Source organism: Verrucosispora sp. WMMD703 (assembly GCF_049178935.1).
GTDB lineage: Bacteria > Actinomycetota > Actinomycetes > Mycobacteriales > Micromonosporaceae > Micromonospora > Micromonospora sediminimaris.
The window spans coordinates 1,408,939-1,426,246 of sequence record NZ_JBMHMM010000004.1 but is presented as its reverse complement, the minus strand read 5'-3'; the positions used below and the strand labels follow the sequence as shown (position 1 = coordinate 1,426,246).

17 protein-coding genes are annotated in these 17,308 nt (G+C 69.7%); 5 read left to right on the top strand and 12 right to left on the bottom strand.

Features of this window, described 5'->3' with window-relative positions:
* Positions 1 to 96: 96 nt before the first annotated feature.
* Positions 97 to 2,433: an acylase gene (locus tag ACN26Z_RS07180; protein WP_421460338.1), complete on the bottom strand. Its 2,337-nt coding sequence runs from the start codon at positions 2,431 to 2,433 to the stop codon at positions 97 to 99.
* A gap of 189 nt (positions 2,434 to 2,622) precedes the next feature.
* Positions 2,623 to 3,000, bottom strand: coding sequence for a DUF4267 domain-containing protein (locus ACN26Z_RS07175; protein WP_421460337.1), 378 nt, complete (start codon positions 2,998 to 3,000; stop codon positions 2,623 to 2,625).
* A 95-nt stretch (positions 3,001 to 3,095) separates the two neighbouring features.
* Between ACN26Z_RS07175 and ACN26Z_RS07170 the strand changes: the two genes are divergently transcribed.
* Both ACN26Z_RS07170 and ACN26Z_RS07165 read left to right on the top strand, forming a co-directional pair.
* Complete coding sequence (locus ACN26Z_RS07170) at positions 3,096 to 3,683, top strand: TetR/AcrR family transcriptional regulator (protein WP_421460336.1); 588 nt, start codon at positions 3,096 to 3,098, stop codon at positions 3,681 to 3,683.
* A 63-nt stretch (positions 3,684 to 3,746) separates the two neighbouring features.
* Positions 3,747 to 4,727, top strand: a complete 981-nt coding sequence (locus ACN26Z_RS07165; RefSeq protein WP_421460334.1) for a cellulose binding domain-containing protein — start codon at positions 3,747 to 3,749, stop codon at positions 4,725 to 4,727.
* A gap of 56 nt (positions 4,728 to 4,783) precedes the next feature.
* On the opposite strand, the gene ACN26Z_RS07160 is transcribed toward ACN26Z_RS07165, so the two are convergent.
* The 7 genes from ACN26Z_RS07160 to ACN26Z_RS07130 all read right to left on the bottom strand — a co-directional run bounded on the left by ACN26Z_RS07160 (position 4,784) and on the right by ACN26Z_RS07130 (position 9,111).
* Positions 4,784 to 5,230, bottom strand: coding sequence for a nitroreductase family deazaflavin-dependent oxidoreductase (locus ACN26Z_RS07160; RefSeq protein WP_421460332.1), 447 nt, complete (start codon positions 5,228 to 5,230; stop codon positions 4,784 to 4,786).
* 192 nt (positions 5,231 to 5,422) lie between these two features.
* The gene (locus ACN26Z_RS07155) at positions 5,423 to 6,223 is read right to left on the bottom strand and encodes a DUF6082 family protein (RefSeq protein WP_282239875.1); all 801 of its coding nucleotides are present in this window, start codon (positions 6,221 to 6,223) and stop codon (positions 5,423 to 5,425) included.
* 33 nt (positions 6,224 to 6,256) lie between these two features.
* On the bottom strand, positions 6,257 to 6,877 hold the full coding sequence (locus ACN26Z_RS07150) for a DUF6879 family protein (RefSeq protein WP_421460331.1): 621 nt from the start codon (positions 6,875 to 6,877) through the stop codon (positions 6,257 to 6,259).
* The gene (locus ACN26Z_RS07145; RefSeq protein WP_421460329.1) at positions 6,870 to 7,139 is read right to left on the bottom strand and encodes a hypothetical protein; all 270 of its coding nucleotides are present in this window, start codon (positions 7,137 to 7,139) and stop codon (positions 6,870 to 6,872) included. The genes ACN26Z_RS07150 and ACN26Z_RS07145 overlap by 8 nt, the downstream gene beginning before the upstream one ends.
* A 126-nt stretch (positions 7,140 to 7,265) precedes the next feature.
* Positions 7,266 to 8,579, bottom strand: a complete 1,314-nt coding sequence (locus ACN26Z_RS07140; protein WP_421460328.1) for an FAD-binding oxidoreductase — start codon at positions 8,577 to 8,579, stop codon at positions 7,266 to 7,268.
* Positions 8,576 to 8,860, bottom strand: coding sequence for a DivIVA domain-containing protein (locus tag ACN26Z_RS07135; protein ID WP_093401973.1), 285 nt, complete (start codon positions 8,858 to 8,860; stop codon positions 8,576 to 8,578). Before ACN26Z_RS07135 ends, ACN26Z_RS07140 begins: the two co-directional genes overlap by 4 nt.
* The gene (locus ACN26Z_RS07130) at positions 8,857 to 9,111 is read right to left on the bottom strand and encodes a hypothetical protein (RefSeq protein WP_092382148.1); all 255 of its coding nucleotides are present in this window, start codon (positions 9,109 to 9,111) and stop codon (positions 8,857 to 8,859) included. The genes ACN26Z_RS07135 and ACN26Z_RS07130 overlap by 4 nt, the downstream gene beginning before the upstream one ends.
* 233 nt (positions 9,112 to 9,344) lie before the next feature.
* On the opposite strand from ACN26Z_RS07130, the gene ACN26Z_RS07125 reads away from it, so the two are divergent.
* Together ACN26Z_RS07125 and ACN26Z_RS07120 are read left to right on the top strand one after the other, a co-directional pair.
* Positions 9,345 to 10,592: a helix-turn-helix transcriptional regulator gene (locus ACN26Z_RS07125; RefSeq protein WP_093401974.1), complete on the top strand. Its 1,248-nt coding sequence runs from the start codon at positions 9,345 to 9,347 to the stop codon at positions 10,590 to 10,592.
* The gene (locus tag ACN26Z_RS07120) at positions 10,589 to 11,080 is read left to right on the top strand and encodes a flavoprotein (RefSeq protein WP_093401975.1); all 492 of its coding nucleotides are present in this window, start codon (positions 10,589 to 10,591) and stop codon (positions 11,078 to 11,080) included. The genes ACN26Z_RS07125 and ACN26Z_RS07120 overlap by 4 nt, the downstream gene beginning before the upstream one ends.
* A gap of 50 nt (positions 11,081 to 11,130) precedes the next feature.
* On the opposite strand, the gene ACN26Z_RS07115 is transcribed toward ACN26Z_RS07120, so the two are convergent.
* On the bottom strand, positions 11,131 to 11,520 hold the full coding sequence (locus ACN26Z_RS07115) for a nucleotide excision repair endonuclease (protein WP_093401976.1): 390 nt from the start codon (positions 11,518 to 11,520) through the stop codon (positions 11,131 to 11,133).
* Between the two features lie 121 nt (positions 11,521 to 11,641).
* Complete coding sequence (locus tag ACN26Z_RS07110; protein WP_093401977.1) at positions 11,642 to 12,445, bottom strand: hypothetical protein; 804 nt, start codon at positions 12,443 to 12,445, stop codon at positions 11,642 to 11,644.
* A gap of 206 nt (positions 12,446 to 12,651) precedes the next feature.
* On the opposite strand from ACN26Z_RS07110, the gene ACN26Z_RS07105 reads away from it, so the two are divergent.
* The gene (locus ACN26Z_RS07105; RefSeq protein WP_421460327.1) at positions 12,652 to 15,720 is read left to right on the top strand and encodes a DUF3427 domain-containing protein; all 3,069 of its coding nucleotides are present in this window, start codon (positions 12,652 to 12,654) and stop codon (positions 15,718 to 15,720) included.
* Positions 15,721 to 16,164: 444 nt separating this feature from the next.
* On the opposite strand, the gene ACN26Z_RS07100 is transcribed toward ACN26Z_RS07105, so the two are convergent.
* Positions 16,165 to 17,199, bottom strand: a complete 1,035-nt coding sequence (locus ACN26Z_RS07100; RefSeq protein WP_421460326.1) for a DUF5937 family protein — start codon at positions 17,197 to 17,199, stop codon at positions 16,165 to 16,167.
* Between the last annotated feature and the right edge of the window lie 109 nt (positions 17,200 to 17,308).

The window sequence follows — 17,308 nt, the reverse complement described above, 5'->3', positions numbered from 1 at the left end:
CGCGAACCAGAAAGCCCAACATGCCGCAACTCGCGACCCCACAACCCAGCACGGCACGCCCGACATGCCGCAACTCGCGGCTCCCACTCCCGTCGGTCAGCGGCGGCGCTCTCCCACCCGGTACGTGACCAGGTTCGGGTCGGCCCGCAGCTGCTTCTGGGTGAACTTGATGGTGTCCCAGCCCTTGGCCGAGTACAGCCGGGTCTGGTCGGCGTACCACTGCGAGTTCGGGTTGGCCGACTGCGAGTAGGTGAGCAGCTGCCGACCCGACGGCCCGTCGCGGCCCAGCTCGACGGCCATCAGGTACGACGTGCCGTGCCGCACCTTCGGGTAGCCGACGCCGGGTTGCACCTGGTTGATGATCATGTTGAAGACACCGGCCTCCGGCCAGCCGCCGTGGATGGGAATGCGTTCAGTGCCACGGGGTTCGGTCTGGATGTCGCCGAGGCGGGCGTCCAGCGGGATGCCGCCGAGCAGTTGGACGGCGTCGGCGAGCGCAGTGCGCACCCTCGGGTCGTCGACCGCGAGCCGGTTCGGCGTGGTCAACGGGGCGTCCGGGTCGAACGGGTCGGCGAAGCGCAGGCCGCCGGCCCGGGCGAACTCGGTGAACACGTGCGAGCCCCGGCTGCCCAGGTCGACCCGGAGGTCCCAGCGACGGAGCGCGACGCAGGCGGCCGTCAGCTCGACGGTGGTGCCGTCCGAGGCGGTGGCCGTCGGCTGAGCTTCGCAGAGCCGGACCAGGTCGTCGCGGACCAGTTCGCCGCCGTACGCCCGGTTGCCGAGCGTCACGTCCCACAGCCTGCCGGCGGTGAACCCCCGGCCGGGCAGCCCGTCGGTGCCAGCGAGGCGCTGGCGCACCTGGTGGACGCCGAGCCGGGTCCGCAGGCTGCGGGCGGTCCGCTCGTCGCCGATGATGCGCGGGTACCCGACGAGCGGGCGAGCAGGGTTGGCCAGCCAGTAGCTGTCGTTGGAGTTGGTCACGTAGTCGTCGCGGACCAGCGTGGGCAGGTTCGCCGGCCCGAGGATGCCGGGCACCGCCGCGTCCCGGTCCCGGCCCAGCTCACACGATGACCGGGAGCCGTCGAGGACGGCTTGGCCACTTGTCGCGTACAGACTCTTGAAGGACGCGGGAATGCACGCGGCCGCGAGGGCGTCGGTGACCCGGGGCACGACGGAGTGGTCGGCGTAGAGGGCCCGCCCGTCCCGGTCGGCGGCGATGACGTTGACCCAGGGAAGGAACTGTCGCCGGTCCAGCACCGACCGCAGCTCACCCACCGAGCGCGCCCGGCCCATGGCGAGCCAGCCGTCAAGCGCCCGGTTGTTCGTGGCGTTGACGTCGGTGATCGCGTACGCCGTGTCGGTGGTCCAGTCGAAGCGGCCCGGCACCACGACGACCGGGCCGAAGTGGGTGTCGTAGAGGGTACGGCTGACCGGGCCGTCGGGAGTCCGGACGGTGACCGTGCGGGCGGTCATCTTCCGGGTCCGGCCGTCATAGCGGTAGCTCGTCGGGTCGCCGGGCACCAGCGTGAGCCGGTGCCAGACGAAACGGCGGGCGGTGGAGACGGTGTGCGACCAGGCGACCTTGCCGTTGTGCCCGATCTCGATGAGCGGGTCACCGATCAGAGCGGCACCCTCCACGTCGTACCGACCGGGCACCTTGAGCCGCATCCGGTAGAAACGGTCCGCGCCATCCCACGGGAAGTGCGGGTTCGCCAGCAGCATGCCGGCACCGCTGGTGGTGGCGGCACGTCCCAGACCGTACGCGTTGCTGCCCACCCCGGCCGGCGCACCGTCCCGGGCGGCCACGACCGCCGCGGCCTGCGGGGCGCTCACCGGCGCGCTGGTTCCGTCCGCCCGGGGTGGCGCGGCGGCGACGATACCGTCGGCGAGTGCGGCGGATCCGGCCCGGACCATGGCCGTCCACTGGGTACGCCACAGGTCCAGCTCGGTGATCGGGCGCAGCCACGGCCGGCCGGCGCAGGCGGGGTCGTTTACCTTTCCCGTCCGCAGGTAGGCGTTGTAGCCGGCGGCGAAGCCGCGCATCTGGTCGCGTACCTCCCGCGACGGTGCGCGCACCCCGTCACGCGGTCCGGTGAGCAGCCGCTCGGCCACCCGGTCGTCGATTGCCTTCTGGTGGAACAGGTCGCTGGCGACGTTGTCGGTGTCGGCGCCGAAGAACCGGGACCGTTGCGCGCCGACGGTCACCACGCTCTCGGCGATCAGGCAGACGTTGTCCTCCGCCTGCGCGTACCCGACGCCGTAACCGAGGCTGGCGAAGTCGCGGGCGGTGATGTGCGGTACGCCGTACGAGGCTCGCTGGATCAGGGCCGAGTAGCCGCCGCCGTGCGCGACGGCGGTCCCGCCGGTCACGGCGAGGCCGGTGGCGACCAGGACGGTGGCGGTGGCCGCGGCGATGAGTGAGCGTGGCTTCATCGGGCGGCTCGCTGGTGGTGGCACATGGAACGTCCTCCCCCGAGAGATGTGTCTGTCCAGACCCGACCGACGCTAGTGGCGAAATTTGCTCAGGTCACTGCCTGGTCGCCCCGGGATCGCATCGGGGTTCACCCGCAGGGGCTCCGGCCGCCGCATCAATGGAAGCCGCCGGCAACGAGGGCGACCGGGTTACGCGATGAGCAGGAGCACGCTGATCGCCAGCATCACTACTGCGGTAGCGCCGTGGATGCCGTAGACGGCCGCCTTGGGCCCACCGCTGCGCAGCACGATCAGCGCGTCGCCGATGGGGATGAGGGTGGCGGCCAGCATGAGCCCGCCCAGCAGGTGGGTTGTCCCGCCGACCACCACGACGAGGATGAAGATCCCCGCCGCGATGTCCCGCACGGCCTTGACGGCCAGCCAGGCGTGAAAGGCCCGGTCCCCGGTCGGGGTGTCGGGGATGCCAAAGCCGACCGCGCCCTGCGGTGCCCAGAAGGCGCGAGCACCCATGACGATGACGGCCACACCGACCAGTCCGGCGAGCACAGTGGCGACGTTGCTGAGCATGGGTTGTTCCCCTCGCTTGATTCCTAGCGGCGCTAGATGTTGTAGCGACGATACGTTGCCGTCGACAGCATGTCTAGCGCTGCTAGTATTTGGCCATGTCCGCCATCTCCGAACGCCGCGAACGCGAACGAGCCCAGCGCCACCAGCTGATCATCACGGCCGCCCGCGAGCTCGCCGAGGCCGAAGGGTGGGAGGCAGTGACAACGCGGCGACTGGCCGAGCGCGTCGAGTACAGCCAGCCGGTGCTCTACAGCCACTTCAACGGCAAGGACGACATCATGCGCGCCGTCGCCCTCGAAGGCTTCGGCGAACTCGCGGCCCGCCTGCGTCGTGCTCGTCTCACCGACCCCGCGTCGCCTGCGGCACTGCACGCCGTCTGCCGCGCCTACCTGGAGTTCGCAACCGAGCAGCCCGCCCTCTACCAGGCCATGTTCATGCTGCCGACCGACGTGAAGTTCGCGCACGCCGAGACGCCGCCGCCATTGCGCGCCGCTTTCGACGAGTTCGTGAGCTGCTTCCACCCGGACAACCAGCGACGCGAACTGTTCGCCGAAGTCACCTGGAGCGCGCTGCACGGCATAGCCGCCCTGACCGAGAGCAGGCGCATTCCCCCGAACGGCCAGGCAGAGCGGCTCGACTTCCTCGTCACCCAGATCTCGGCCACGCCAAGGCCAGGGGTCTGAGCCGAGCGGGACTGCACGGCTGGCCATTGATATTCATGCATGTGGCTCTCTAGCATGCGCACTATGCGTGCTCGTCGGGTCACCCTCGTCGCCGTCCTCGGCATCGTGCTCGGGCTCTCCGGCACCGCCGTCGCCCACGCGGCCGACGATCCGGTGCTTACCACTCCCGGCGCACCGGTGGTGGTGGCCAACGAGCCGCACCTGCTCACCCTCACCTGGGCACCGTCGACCTGGATCGGCGAGCCGGGCGGGACGCCCATCCGGCACGAGGTGCGGGCCTGGCTCGGCCCCAACGTGTACCGCAGCCTCGGCACCACCACCGGCACCGACCTCACCCTCACCGATCTCGCGCCGGGCACCGAATACCGGCTCACCGTCTGGGCGTACACCGACGCCGGGTACTCCCTCGACTCGCCGGTGACCCCGGTCCGCACCGCGTACGGGAAGGCGCGGGTCAGCTACCGCAACCTCAGCTGGTCACCGACGGACAGCCAGATCCAGCACGTCCTCCAGGTCGTCAACACGGGCACCGCCCCGCTCGACCTGGCGGACGTGCGGGTGCGTTACCACCTGACGTTCGAGGGTGGGAACACCTCGCTGACCACCAACTGCGACTGGGCGGCGATCGGCTGCGCCAACGTGCAACGCCACATCCAGTTCTTCCCACCACCCCTGCCGCCGGGCCCGCCAACCGCGCCGGTGTCGACACCGCCGGCTGCGCCATCGCCGCCCGCCTCGGGATCGTCAGTGGCACCCGCGACGACCACGTCGCCGCTGCCGCCAACCCCGACGCCCACCCCGACGGTCTTCCCGCCGCCCGGCACCCCGATCCCCGGCTGGATCGAGCTGACCTTCACCGGCGGGGAACTCGCCCCCGGCGAGTCGACCGGCCCCATCTACCTACGCCACCATCGCCCGAACTGGTCCGCGATCGACGAACGCGACGACCCCAGCTGGCAGCAGGCCACCGGCGAGTGGGCCGACAACAGCCGGATCACCCTCGACGTCAACGACATCCGCGAGTACGGCGACACGTACGCCTGAGCCATCGCCGTGGCTGTCAGCCGACGCAGGCAGGCTCGGCGCCTTGAGAGGCGGGCTCAGGATTTCGCTGGAACCGGTTCGAGGACGAAGACGGGGATCTGGCGGTCGGTCTTGCGCTGGTAGTCGGCATAGTCCGGGTACGCCTCGACCGCTCGGCGCCACCAGACGGCCTTCTCGTCGCCGGACACCTCACGGGCCCGGTACTCCCCGGTCGCCGTCCCGTCCTGAAGCTCGATCACCGGGTCGGCGACCAGGGCGGCGTACCACTGCGGGTTCTTCGGCGCACCACCCATCGACGCGACGGCGGCATAGTGTCCGTCGTGCTCGACCCGCATCACCGGTGTCTTGCGGAGCTTGCCGGTTTTGGCGCCCCGGTAGGTCATCAGCACGATGGGCCGGCCGGCGATCGTGACGCCGTCGGTCGTGCCGTTACGCACGATCCGCTCGACCTGCTCGCGGACCCACTCCAACGCGCTCGGCTCGTAATCACCGCTCAATCCCATGCCCCCAACGTACGCGACCCCTATGGACACCGCCCCACGCAATCGCCGACTGTCAAAGGCGATCGCGCCGGCGAGGTGACCCCGCGTCGATCTTGCAGTTTCTGTCGGGGCAAACACCCAGATCACGGTCATCTCGCCGACCGAAAGTGCAAGATCGACGCGGCACAGGCGATGTCGAGGCTGCGGCCGCCGTCACCGTGGCGTCCGCAACCGGCCGGCCACGTACCCGGCTGCGGCGATCGCACCGGCGGTGACGGCCACGCCGACAGCAAAAGGAGCGAACTGCCTCGCCGCCTTCCGCACAACGTTGGCCTGGTCGGGGGTGGTGACCGGAGCTGGCTCGCTGGTCGCTCGACTGGGCTGTGCGCTCTCTCCGGGCTGACCTGCCGCAAGCGCGGCGAGATACCTCTTATCAACGATGGCGGTGAAGCGGCGCGCCCGTCGGGAGGTTTCGGCTTTCATCCGTGGCCCCCGGGCCTCGGCCCAGAAGCGCCGCCCCGCCTCGCCCTTGAAGAACTGGTCGGCAAGGACTTGCAGGTGCGGCTCGCTGAGGACGTCGACCTCCCACATCAGTTGCCAGTGGGAAACGATCAGATTGGTGTAGACGTGCTTGCGGAACCACTCGATGTCGGACGGCTGTTCGATGGGACCCCAGCAATCAAGCAAGCCGGGGTCGTCGATGGCCATCTTCAGCAGGTCGGCGTGCAGGGCCCGCAGCGTCTGTTCGCGGGCCGCCTTCGCTTCCCTGGCCTGAATAATCAGCGAGGTGACCACGCCGGTGAGCGCAAGACCGGCGAGGATCGCCGATGCCGCGCCGTACGCCTCTCCAACATTGCCCAAAAGCGGCCAGTCGTAGCCGGGCCGTTCGCCGATCCAGAGCAGACCCAAGGGAGATAGCAGGACCGCCACCAGGATCGTCAGGATCACCAGCAGCAAAGCGGTCGGCATCGCCGATCTTCGTACCAGGCCGGCAACCGTCCGCAGTTGGGGCATCACGCCTCCACGCTCACAGGTGGAGGCAGGCTACTACAGGTGCCCGTCAGGCGGCCTGCGCCCATCGACCTCCCGGTCGTAGAAGGAGTCGAACGGCTCCGCCTCGGCAAGTAACGAAGCGACCCGCTCCCGGCAGCCGTCCACCACCGCCGGGTCGGTGAACTTGTCCGCTCCGATCGGTGTCCCGCTCGCGTCGTAGCGGACCTCATAGACCGCCCGGCGGCCGACCACCATCAACTCGGGGACGATGCCGTGCTCGCGCTCATGTTCGAGGATCGCCTCCGTGGTAGTGGCGAGCACCCGGATCAACTCTCCCACCTCGGCTCGGAAGCGGAGGAAGTGCAGTTCCCAAATCAGATAGGGACTGAGGGGCAGTGTCACGACGCGAAGCCGATGCAGCCCAGAGCCCAACTCGGCGAGACGGTCGAGGAAGCGCTTCAGCTCCGGGTTGGGCTCGGCGGCGATGCGCAGCGCCTCCCCCCACTGGCCAGCGGCGAACGCCTCCCAGCTCGGGCTGCCCGGCTCGCGAAAGCTCTGCAGCCGCTCGGTCTTGAGGATCGGCCCGTCCACCGACTCGACCGTGGCATAAAAGTCGGCCTCGTAGTCGGACAGGCTCAGCCGCTGACCGGAGCATGCCCGCAGCAGGTCACGCATTCGGGATGTCCGGCTTCGCCGCGATAATCATGCTGCGTGGCAGGACCACGAGCCGCTCATCGTCGCCGACGCTGACGCCTGAGGGCAGCCGACCCGCGTAGTGCGCCGTCAGGTCCCGGCCAATCACCGCGATGTCCCCATTGGACAGCTCCCAGATATCGGGGCAGGTGGTCGTGCCTCCGCTCTCCCCGAGCTCAGCCGCCGACCGTCCGAGACGCCGCGCGAACGTCGCCGCGCGATCAGCCTCCCACTGAGCCACCATCGCCACCTCCCAGAGTGATGGAGCGAGCACCCAGAATAGTTGCCAGCGGGTTGCAGCCCCGGCGAGAGCGTTTCCGATTTATCGCAATCAGAAGCCGATCTCAGCACATGACGGGGTACCGAACCGTCACCGGATCGTGGGCAGGTGAATCCGGTGGGCGGGCATCCCGGTGGCGGGAAGTCGGTGGCGGGCGAGGTCGAGCATCGAGCGCGGACCGCAGACGTAGACGTGCTGGTTGGGGCGGTAGCGGTCGAGGGCGAGGGTCAGCGCGTCGCCCTGTTCGGCGGGGGTGACGAACGGGTCGTGGGAGAAGGTCGGGACGACGGTCAGCCAGGGGTGGGCCTGGTCGAGCTTGTCCAGGGTGATCGCGTCGTAGAGGTCGGCCACTGTGCGTACGCCGACGATCAGGGTCACCCGACGACCGGCCGGCGCGGTGGCGACCTGCTCGACCAGGGCGCGCAGCGGGGCCAGCCCGGTACCGCCGGCCACCAGCAGCAGATCCCGGGCAGTGGCTCGTCCCGCCCTGGCCGGCTCAGCCCTGGCGGATGCCGCCTCGGCGGGGCCGCCAGCAGCGGACAGCTCCGGGGCGGCGGGCAGGCCGAGGCCGATGTCGACGGGTGGGCCGAGATGGAGCAGGTCGTCGGGGCGTACCTCGTGGACGAGGCTGCGGGAGACGGTGCCGGCGGGGACGGCGCGGACGTGCAGCTCGACGGTGCCGTCGGGGCGCGGGGCGTTGGCCGGGCAGTACCAGCGCCACCGGCCGGGATGCTGCGGCACGCAGACCGGCACCGCCTGGCCGGGGCGGAACGGCAGCCGCCGCCAGGGGCGTACGGTCAGGATGGCGATGCCCTCGGCGGCCAGGTCGCGGCCGACCACCTCGGCGGGCCAGAACGCCGGCCCGTCGCCCATCCACCCGGCGGCGCGCTCGACCAGCGCCCAGGCCCGCCGCCAGCGTCGCTCCCAGCCGACCGGCTGCGGGCACAGTCGCGGTGCCACCGGCACCAACGCGGCACCGATCAGCGGACCGTGCTCGGGGCGCAGCCGGTACCGGCGGTAAACCCGGCCGAGCACTGCCAGCAGCGCCAACCGCCCGGCCCGGTCACCGCCGCTGCCGACCAGCCGGGCCAACGCGGCGACGACGAGCGCCGTCGCCCGCTCCGGCAGCAGCCCCGGGCAGCGCAGCTCGGCTCGGAAACGTGCGGCGGCCTCGTCGATGACCGGGTGGTCGCGGGCGGAGAGAACCCCGGCCAGGTAGTCGGCGGCCCGCCGCCGCTGCGCCTCCGGCAGCCCCGGCCAGCCGTCCAAAACCGGTCCGCCGGCCGCAAGCTGCCGGGTCAGGTACGCGGCGAGTCGGTCCCGATCAACCCCGATGAGGTACGCAGACAGTTCCGCGTCCGCCTCGACCAGCCGCAGCCAACGGGTCACCGCCTCCCGGCTCACCGCCGCTCCCCCGTTTGATGGTCGTGGGTTGCCGGCCGACGGTCGGCGTGCCGGGCCTGCCGGCCGTCGGCGTGCCGGGACTGCCACTGCCGCAGCGCCTGCCGGATCCGCTCGGCCTCGGTGTTGGCGGTCGTCAGCTCCCGGTGCAGCCTGTCGATCTCGTCGGCCGCTCGGTTCAGGTAGTCGTACACCTGGTGCGGGTCGAGACCCCGCCAGCGCCTGTCGAATTCGGCGGTGCGGATGTGATGGGGGTGCAGGCGTTCCCCGGACAGGTAGATCATTTCCGCGGTGCCTCCTGCTCGGCGATCAGCGCCTGCACCTGCCGGTCGCTGAGGCCACGCCGGTCCAGCACCCGCCGCCCCCACCGATGCAGCCGACACGGATGCGGCGCACGATCGTTCCGGCAGCGCGGCCCCTCGGGCCACTGCTCGGCGGCGTGTACGGTCACCGCCCGCACGGCGAAACCGACATCCTCTGCGGTCACGTACGGCGGCATCGGCAGCTCGCCGAGCACCTCGTCGATCGAATCCATGTCCCTCCCCTGCTGTGGTTGCGGCACCGAGGCGGGCGGGGACGGCGCACCGTCGGGGGCCGGTACCACCGGAGCCCAGCACCCGCCCCGGGCCTCGTGTCCAGCCTCGGCGAGCACTTGAGCAGGTACTACAGCGCCGGAGGGGCCTGCGTGACGCAGAAAAGAGGCATCTGCGTACCCGCGTGGTCGACGCAGGGTTACTACAGTGACGCCAAAGCGGAGGGAGATCGGCCGTGGCCTTGAAGCGACAGCGACTCTGCCAGCGGCGTAAGGCGCTCGGATACAGCCAGGAGCGTCTGGCCGACACTCTTGGTGTGGAGCGGTCCACTGTGGTGCGGTGGGAGAACGCGGAGACCGACCCGCAGCCGTGGCATCGCACCCGAATTGCGTCCGCGTTGCGCGTTACGCTCGAACAGCTCGACGACATGCTCGTCGACGTGTCAGTGGCAGCGCATCGAGGGCAGGCCGTGAGGGACATGGAGCGTGATCCCGTTTCCGCCGCCGCTAGGTCTGATCTCTTGAATGGCCTTCGGACCTTCCTCAGCACCTACCTCACGGACTCAGCACAACCGGCACCACCGCTGCCCGAGGTCCGGCGTGCTGTGGGCAGGGTGCACAACCTCTACCAGCGAGCGAGCTACACGTCGGCGGCCCGCCTGATGCCGGATGTGCTCAGCCATGCGACGGCCCTGACCAGCAGCGCCGCCGGCATACACCGCACCAGTGCGTTTCGGCTGCTCGCCGCCGCCTACATCGCCGCCTCCAAGCTCGCCGCCAAGGTGGGTGACGGTGAGGCGACCCTGTTGACGGCTGACCGGGCGTCCACCGCCGCACGTCTGGCCGACGATCGGGCGCTTGCTGCTGTTGCCGCCTACCAGGCGGCATGCGGTTTGATGGGGCAGCCCGGAAGATCGGTAGAAGCCGAGCAGGTGGCACGAACCAGCATCGACTCATTGGCTTCGGCTGCTTCAACCTCCAACCCTGACCTGCTCTCCGCTCAGGGAGCGCTACTACTTCTTGCTGCCGTCATGACTGCTGCGCAGGGCGACACGAAGCAAGCGGGCTACTTCCTCACGCGTGCCGAACGGCTGGCAACGACGTTGGGCGCCGACCGCAACCGGCTGTGGACGGGCTTCGGCCCAACGAACGTCGTCATTCACGCGGTATCGGCCGCCGTGCGCGCGGGTAACCCGGACCAGGCCATGGAGATTGGTGCTCGGCTCGACACGTCGCGACTGCCCATCGTGCTGGTTGGCCGGAGGGCACAGGTGCACGTCGACCTGGCGGCGGCAGCGCTGATGTCGTCCAATGACAGGTCGATCTGCGTGCTTCACTTGCTCGAAGCCGAGCGGGTTGCCGCCGAGATGGTGTACGCGAACGTACAGGCCCGCACGCTCCTGCTCCACCTGTTGGCGAAGGAGCGCCGGACGGCGACGCCAGGACTACGGCCACTCGCGGAGCGGGCCGGACTGCTGGCATGAGCCAGTCACGCGTACTCGCCCTGGTCGTCTGCGCGGCGCCTCCGGTGCTGAGGATCGGTGAGCTGATCGATCTACTACAGGAAGACAGCTGGACCGTCTGTCTCACTGCCACCCCGACCGCCGCGACCTGGATCGACCGAGAGGCGCTAGCAGCGCAGACCGGCTACCCCGTGCGGGTGGAATGGCGGAAGCCCGGCGAGCCGGAGCCGCATCCGCCGGCCACGGCCGTCGCCGTCGTGCCCGCCACCTTCAACGTCATCAACAAGTGGGCTCAGGGCATCAACGACACCCTCGCGCTCGGCATCCTCAACGAAGCGCTCGGTGCGGGCATCCCGGTCCATGCGTTTCCGAACGTCAAGGAGCAGTTGACCGCACACCCGAGCTATGACCGGCACCTGCGATTGCTACAGGACGCGGCGGTCGCCGTGACACCCCTACCTGCTGAACTGGATTGGCATACGGCCGTTCACCGTCTCCGGTTCGCATAACCTCCGGCACTCAATTGTCCGTCGGTGTATTGCAGGCAGCACGACCAGGCTCAGCGGCGCGGGTGCGGCACCTGACGGTTGAAGCGCGGCTTGAGGGCCAAGACCAGCGCTTCCTTGGTACCCTCCGGGTTGTCGGTCTCCTGCCAGCGGATCTCCCGCCGGCCCAGCCAGTCGGCGATGTCGTGCGGGCTCGCCACCGGGCCCTGCTTGTCGAGAATCTGGCCGACCTGCTCGTGCAGCACCGACGACTCGCGATTGCCGGTCAGGTGCTGCCGGAGGCGGCTGCGTAGGTTCCCGGTCCGACCCACGTAGATCACCGTGCCGCCGTCGAGGACCACATGCACGCCGGGCGCGCGGGGAGCTTCGGCCACAGCCTCCACCGTGTATGGCACGGGAGACGTGAAGCCAGCCAGCAGGTCGTCGCTCAAGCGCTCGGGCATGCCCGGAGGCTACTCCTCGGTGACCGCGCACGAGCCGTCGTGGTCCTGAAGTAGCGGAATCAGCGGGGCGGGCCGGATGACCTGCTCGACTAGCTGATAGGCACTTGTCCGTTGCCGTCGGCTATCGGCTCTTGCGAGTCGCCAGGTGGTCCCGCCACTCGCGGGCGGCACGGAGCAACGGTCCGTGGTGGGGGCTTGGTGCGGACCGCTGCTTGCGCTCCCACAGGCGCAACAGCCCGCCGGCGAAGGCATCCAGCGCTTCCTCGGAGGCATGCGCCCAATTCGGGATCTGCCCGGCCCATGCCTCGGCTTCGGCGGGCGGATGGCCGGCGCGGACGAGGCGGACCAACATGAGGGCGGTGTCGATCCACGCCGCGCCGAGCGCCGGGCTGGACCAGTCGACGAGCCGCAGCCGATCGGCGACGAGGAAGTTCCGCGGCGTCATGTCGGTGTGCAGGAGCGTGTCGCCGTCCACCAGTTCGGGAGCGATCAGGCCGCACCAACGGTCGGCGAAGCGCTGCACCCGGACAGGCGGGCTTGGAGTCAGGAGACGGCTCTGGGTGCCGAGCAGGTCCGCGACCGCAGTCAGATCCGGCGAGCCTGGAGCAAGATCGGCATGCCGGCCGGCAACGTACTCGAAGCCGAGCATCAACCAGCCCTTCGCCTCAATCGTCCAGCGCAGGCGGGGCGCCACATCGGGTAGCCAGGGGTTGACGCGGGCCTCGTTGCGGTAGAGCCAGGCGGTCGGACCATCGGTCTCGCCGCCCTTGCAGAAGACTCGGCCGGCGTCGGTGTCGATAACGGCGGCCAGGTCGCAGGAGGCACCGGTCGGTACGGAGTAGGCCGCATGGACAGCGCCTGCCCGATGTTCAACGCGTTGGCGTATTTCTTCGGGAAGTTCGTGCCAATGGCGGCGCTGTGGCATGCGGTAGCCTCCCGGCAGGCGAGCGGACCCGGGCAGAGTATGCCCAGGTCGGCTGACGGTTTGCCTACCGAGGGAGAGCCGACGTGGCACAAGGTGCAATCGGCACGCCCGGGTGGTCGAGCTGTTCGCCCGGCACCCCTACCACGACTGAAGCGATCGGCGTGTGCGGGGCGGCGTCCGCCTGCGGGAATTGTTAGGTTCCCGGCGTGGCCGACCTTGACCGAGGTATCTACGAGCACTTGATCACCGAACAGCTCGCCGAGCGACTTCGACAGGTTGCCCCGGCCTTGGTCCAACACGACAAGATCGAATTGGCCGATGCGCCCGACGTGCTCTCTCGGCACATCGCAGGCTTGGCCCGGCGGGCGCTGCTCGCCGTCGGCGGTGGCGAGGACAAGCTAGCTCGCCAGGTTGAGTTGGCCAACCGGATCGCCGAGAACATCGGCCGGGCCGAGCCGCGCGCGGTCGACAACGCCGACCAGATCACGGACGCCCAGCGCTTGCTGCACGCCATCGCCGCCCCGCCCACCCCACCCGCGCAGCCCACCTTCCCGCCGCGCCCCACCACCCCGCTCTCGTCCGGTGCGCTCCTCGTCAACGGCCGTCACCAGCCGCGCATCGGTCACGAGGTCACCCATGAGATGGCCTCCGCAGACCGGGTCGACCTGCTCTGCGCGTTCATCAAGTGGCATGGCCTGCGCATCATCGAGCCCGCCATCCGCGACCTGATCGACCGAGGTGGCCGGCTCCGGGTCATCACCACGACGTACCTAGGGGCGACCGACCAACGCGCCCTCGACCACCTCGCCGAACTCGGCGCTGACATCAAGATCTCCTACGAGACGCGTACCACCCGGCTGCACGCCAAAGCGTGGCTGTTCCGCCGCAACAACGGCATGACCACCGCGTACGTCGGGTCGTCGAACCTGTCGAAGGCGGCGCTTGTCGACGGGTTGGAGTGGAACGTCAGGATCTCCAACGTCGAGCAGCCGTACGTCATCGACACGTTCACCGCCACGTTCGAGGACTACTGGCACGACCCGGCGTTCGAGGATTACCAGCCGGGCAGGGACGCAGAGCGGCTGCGCACAGCGCTGCGTGGGGAGCGGCGCGACGAAGCGTCGACCGAGATCGCCAACCTGGATGTTCGGCCGTACCCGTACCAGGCCGAGGTGCTTGCCGATCTGGACGCCGAGCGGAAGGTCCATGGCCGCTGGCGGAATCTGGTGGTGATGGCCACCGGTACCGGCAAGACGGTGGTGGCGGCGCTCGACTACCGCCGGCTGCATCGGGAGAAGGCCGTCGACTCGTTGCTGTTCGTGGCGCATCAGGAGCAGATCCTGCGGCAGAGCCTGGCGACGTTCCGGCAGGTCATGGGGGACGGTAGCTTCGGCGAGACGCTCGTCGGGGGCCGGGAGCCGCAGCGCTGGCGGCACGTCTTTGCCTCGATCCAGTCGCTGCACCGGCGGGAGATCGACCCCGAGGCGTACGACATGGTGATTGTCGACGAGTTCCATCACGCGGAAGCGCCGACGTACGCCCGACTCCTCACCCGACTGAAGCCGCGCGTACTGCTGGGATTGACGGCGACGCCCGACCGCAGTGACGGCGGCGACGTGCGGCGGTGGTTCGATGGTCGCGCCGCCGTTGAGCTGCATCTGTGGGAGGCGCTGGAGCGGCAACTGCTCGCGCCGTTCCAGTATTTCGGGCTGCACGACGATGTCGACCTGTCGCAGCTGCGCTGGAAGCGCGGGCAGGGGTACGACCCGACTGAGCTGGACGGCGTCTACACCGGCAACGACGCGCGGGCGCGGATGGTGCTGCGGGCGGTACGGGACAGCGTCGATGTCGACCGGATGCGGGCGCTCGGGTTCTGCGTGAGCATCGGGCACGCCGAGTTCATGGCGGGTTGGTTCAGCAGGCACGGTGTGCGGTCGGCGGCGATCACCTCCCGAGTCGACGGTGCCGGTCGGCAGGCGCTGCTCAAGGAGTTCAGGGACGGCACGGTCAAGGTGCTGTTCACAGTTGACCTGTTCAACGAGGGTGTCGACCTGCCGATGGTCGACACGATCCTGATGCTGCGGCCCACCGAGAGTGCCACGATCTTCCTTCAGCAGCTCGGCCGTGGGCTGCGCCTGGACGACGACAAGCCGTGCCTGACCGTGCTCGACTTCATCGGCGGGCAGCACGCCAATTTCCGCTTCGACCTCCGCTGGCGCGCTTTGACCGGGGTCAGCCGCCGCGCGATAACCGAGGCGGTACGCGACGACTTCCCGTCCCTGCCGAGCGGCTGCCACATCCAGCTCGACCGGGTGGCTAAGGACATCGTGCTGGCCAACCTGCGCTCGGCGATGCCGACCTCGAAGACCGGGCTGGTGAAGGAGCTACGGCTGCTCGGGGACGTGAGCCTGGGCGAGTTCCTGCGCGAGGCTGGCGTGGAGATCGAGGACGTCTACCGGTCGGCGAGCATCGGCGGGTGGACCGGGCTGCGGCGGCTCGCCGGGTTGGAAGCCTCAGCGGGCGGGCGGGACGACCGCGAGTTGGGTCGGGCCATCGGGCGGATGCTGCACCTGGACGACCCGGACCGGCTCGACCTGCTGGCCCGGGTGGCGGCCGGCGAGCGACCGGCGGTCGGGCGGCTGTGGGACATGCTGCACTTCGACCTGTGGGGGCCGAACGCACCACTCACCGAGCGGGACGAGCGGCTGGCGCGGCTCCGGGCCGAGCCGGCACGCTGTGCCGAGCTGCGACAGGTCGCCGAGGTGCTCCGCGAGCGGATTCACCGGGTGACGGTGCCGGTCGACGGGCTGCCGCTGAACGTGCACGCCCGGTACAGCCGCAACGAGGCATGCGCCGCCTTTGGCATGGCGAACCCGGGATCGCTGCGGGAAGGGGTGAAGTGGCTACCGGACGCCAAGGCCGACATCTTCTTCGTCACCCTGGTCAAGTCCGAGCAGCACTACTCCCCCACCACGATGTACGCCGACCGGGCCATCACCGACACGCTGTTTCAGTGGGAGTCGCAGAGCACCACGTCGTCGGCGTCCGCGACCGGCCAGCGCTACATCCACCACGCCGCCCGCGGTTCCACGGTGCATCTCTTCGTACGGGAGACCCGAGTGCCGGACCGTGACCTGGGCGCGCCGGCCTACCTGTACGCCGGGCCGATGACCTACCAGGAGCACACCGGCGACCGGCCGATGCGGATCATGTGGCGCCTGCACAACCCGTTGCCCGCCGACATGTACGCCGCCGCCCGCGCCATCGCCGCGTGAACGGAGGTGGTAGGAGTTATGCCGCCACGGGGCAGAGCGACATAACCCCTACCAACAGTTGCAATGAGTATCTTGATCCCGCAAGTGGTTCAGCTGCGATGCTTCCATGGCTTGGGAGTAGCTGAAGGTGGCCGGGAGCATGCCAAGCGACATGCTCAGCCTCCGATCCGTCCCCAATCCCGCAGGGAAACTCAATACAGGTTGCCGCCACCTGTGGTGGATTCCCTTGCCAGGGTGCCGCGTGTCGGGCGTCGATGACGGTCAGCCAGCGCGCGTCAGGCAGACGTCGATATAAGCAATACCCAGCGTCTTCGGGTAATGCTTATACGTTCGGTTCAGGGGCGTCTCAGCGGGGACACTCATGCCTCGAACGAAGCGCGGAGATCGGGACTCGGACGATGCCGCGTGAACACTGAACGGGACGAATACGGGCTTCGCCGATTGTCAGCCATCGCCGCCGCGCAGCGCCCTTAACAGCTCCACTGCCGCTCGCGTGCGCTCGTACCGGACCTCATGCCCTTCCCGCCGCGACAGCACGAGCCCGGCCCGGCGCAGCCGCCCCAGGTGGTACGACACGGTGGCCGGGCTGATCCCGTGCCGCGCCGCCAGTTCGGTCGTGGTCAGCGGCGTAGCCAGGTCGGTCAGCAGTGCGGCCCGACGCGCGCCGAGAATGCCGGTCTCCTCGCCGGCCGGGGCGGGCAGCGACCACACCTGACCCCGCCCGCGCGCCGGGTAGCCGACCATGACCAGGCCGGGTGCGCCCAGGTACACCGCTGGGCGGGGCAGGAACGCCGACGGGGACAGGATGAGCCCCTGCGCCGCGTCGAGGGACAGCTCGGCGGGCGAGTCGAGGGTTACCCGGCGGCCGTCCCAGGTCAGCCTCGGGTCGAGGGTGCGGACGATGTCGGCGAGGCCGGTCCGGGTGGCAAGTGTGGCGCGGTGGCGGATGTCTTCGTCGAGTACCCGGTGCAGGGTCGGCCACAGGTCGACCTGCGTGTGCCGCCAGAAGCGGGCGAGCTGGTCGACGACGCGGTTGAGCAGCACCTTTTCGCCACGTCGGGCCAGGAGCTCGGCGACCGTGGCCGGCAGTGGTGGCCGGGGGTCGCGTCCGGTCGGGCTGCGTTCCAACAGGACCGGCGGGGGCGGGCCGATCCGGAACGCCGTCCGCAGCTGCCGGTGGACGTCCTCGGCGGTGGTCGCCGCCACGGCCGCGAGTTCCTCATCGAGGGTGGGCTGGTAGCTGCCGGGCAGCGGGGACAGAAAATCCGGGATGTACGCGGCGGCCCCGTTGACCAGCGCGAACAGCACGTCGACCGAGCCCGGGTCGAGGGTACGCCGAGTCTGGGTCACCCAGCTGCGGGCGTACGGTGCCCGCTCGGGGTGGGCGAGCACCTCCAGCGCGTTTGTGACCTCCGTCAGCCGCGACAGCGCAAACCGTGACCGGACGAGCCGTTCCGCGTCGACGTGCAGAGTCAACACTCGCCAACATTAGAACCCCCTCGAATCGTTGGCACCCGCCCTCGACCCGCTGATCTCCTGACACCCAGCCGGCCCGGTTACGGCTGTCGGCGTGGACGTGGACGTGGAT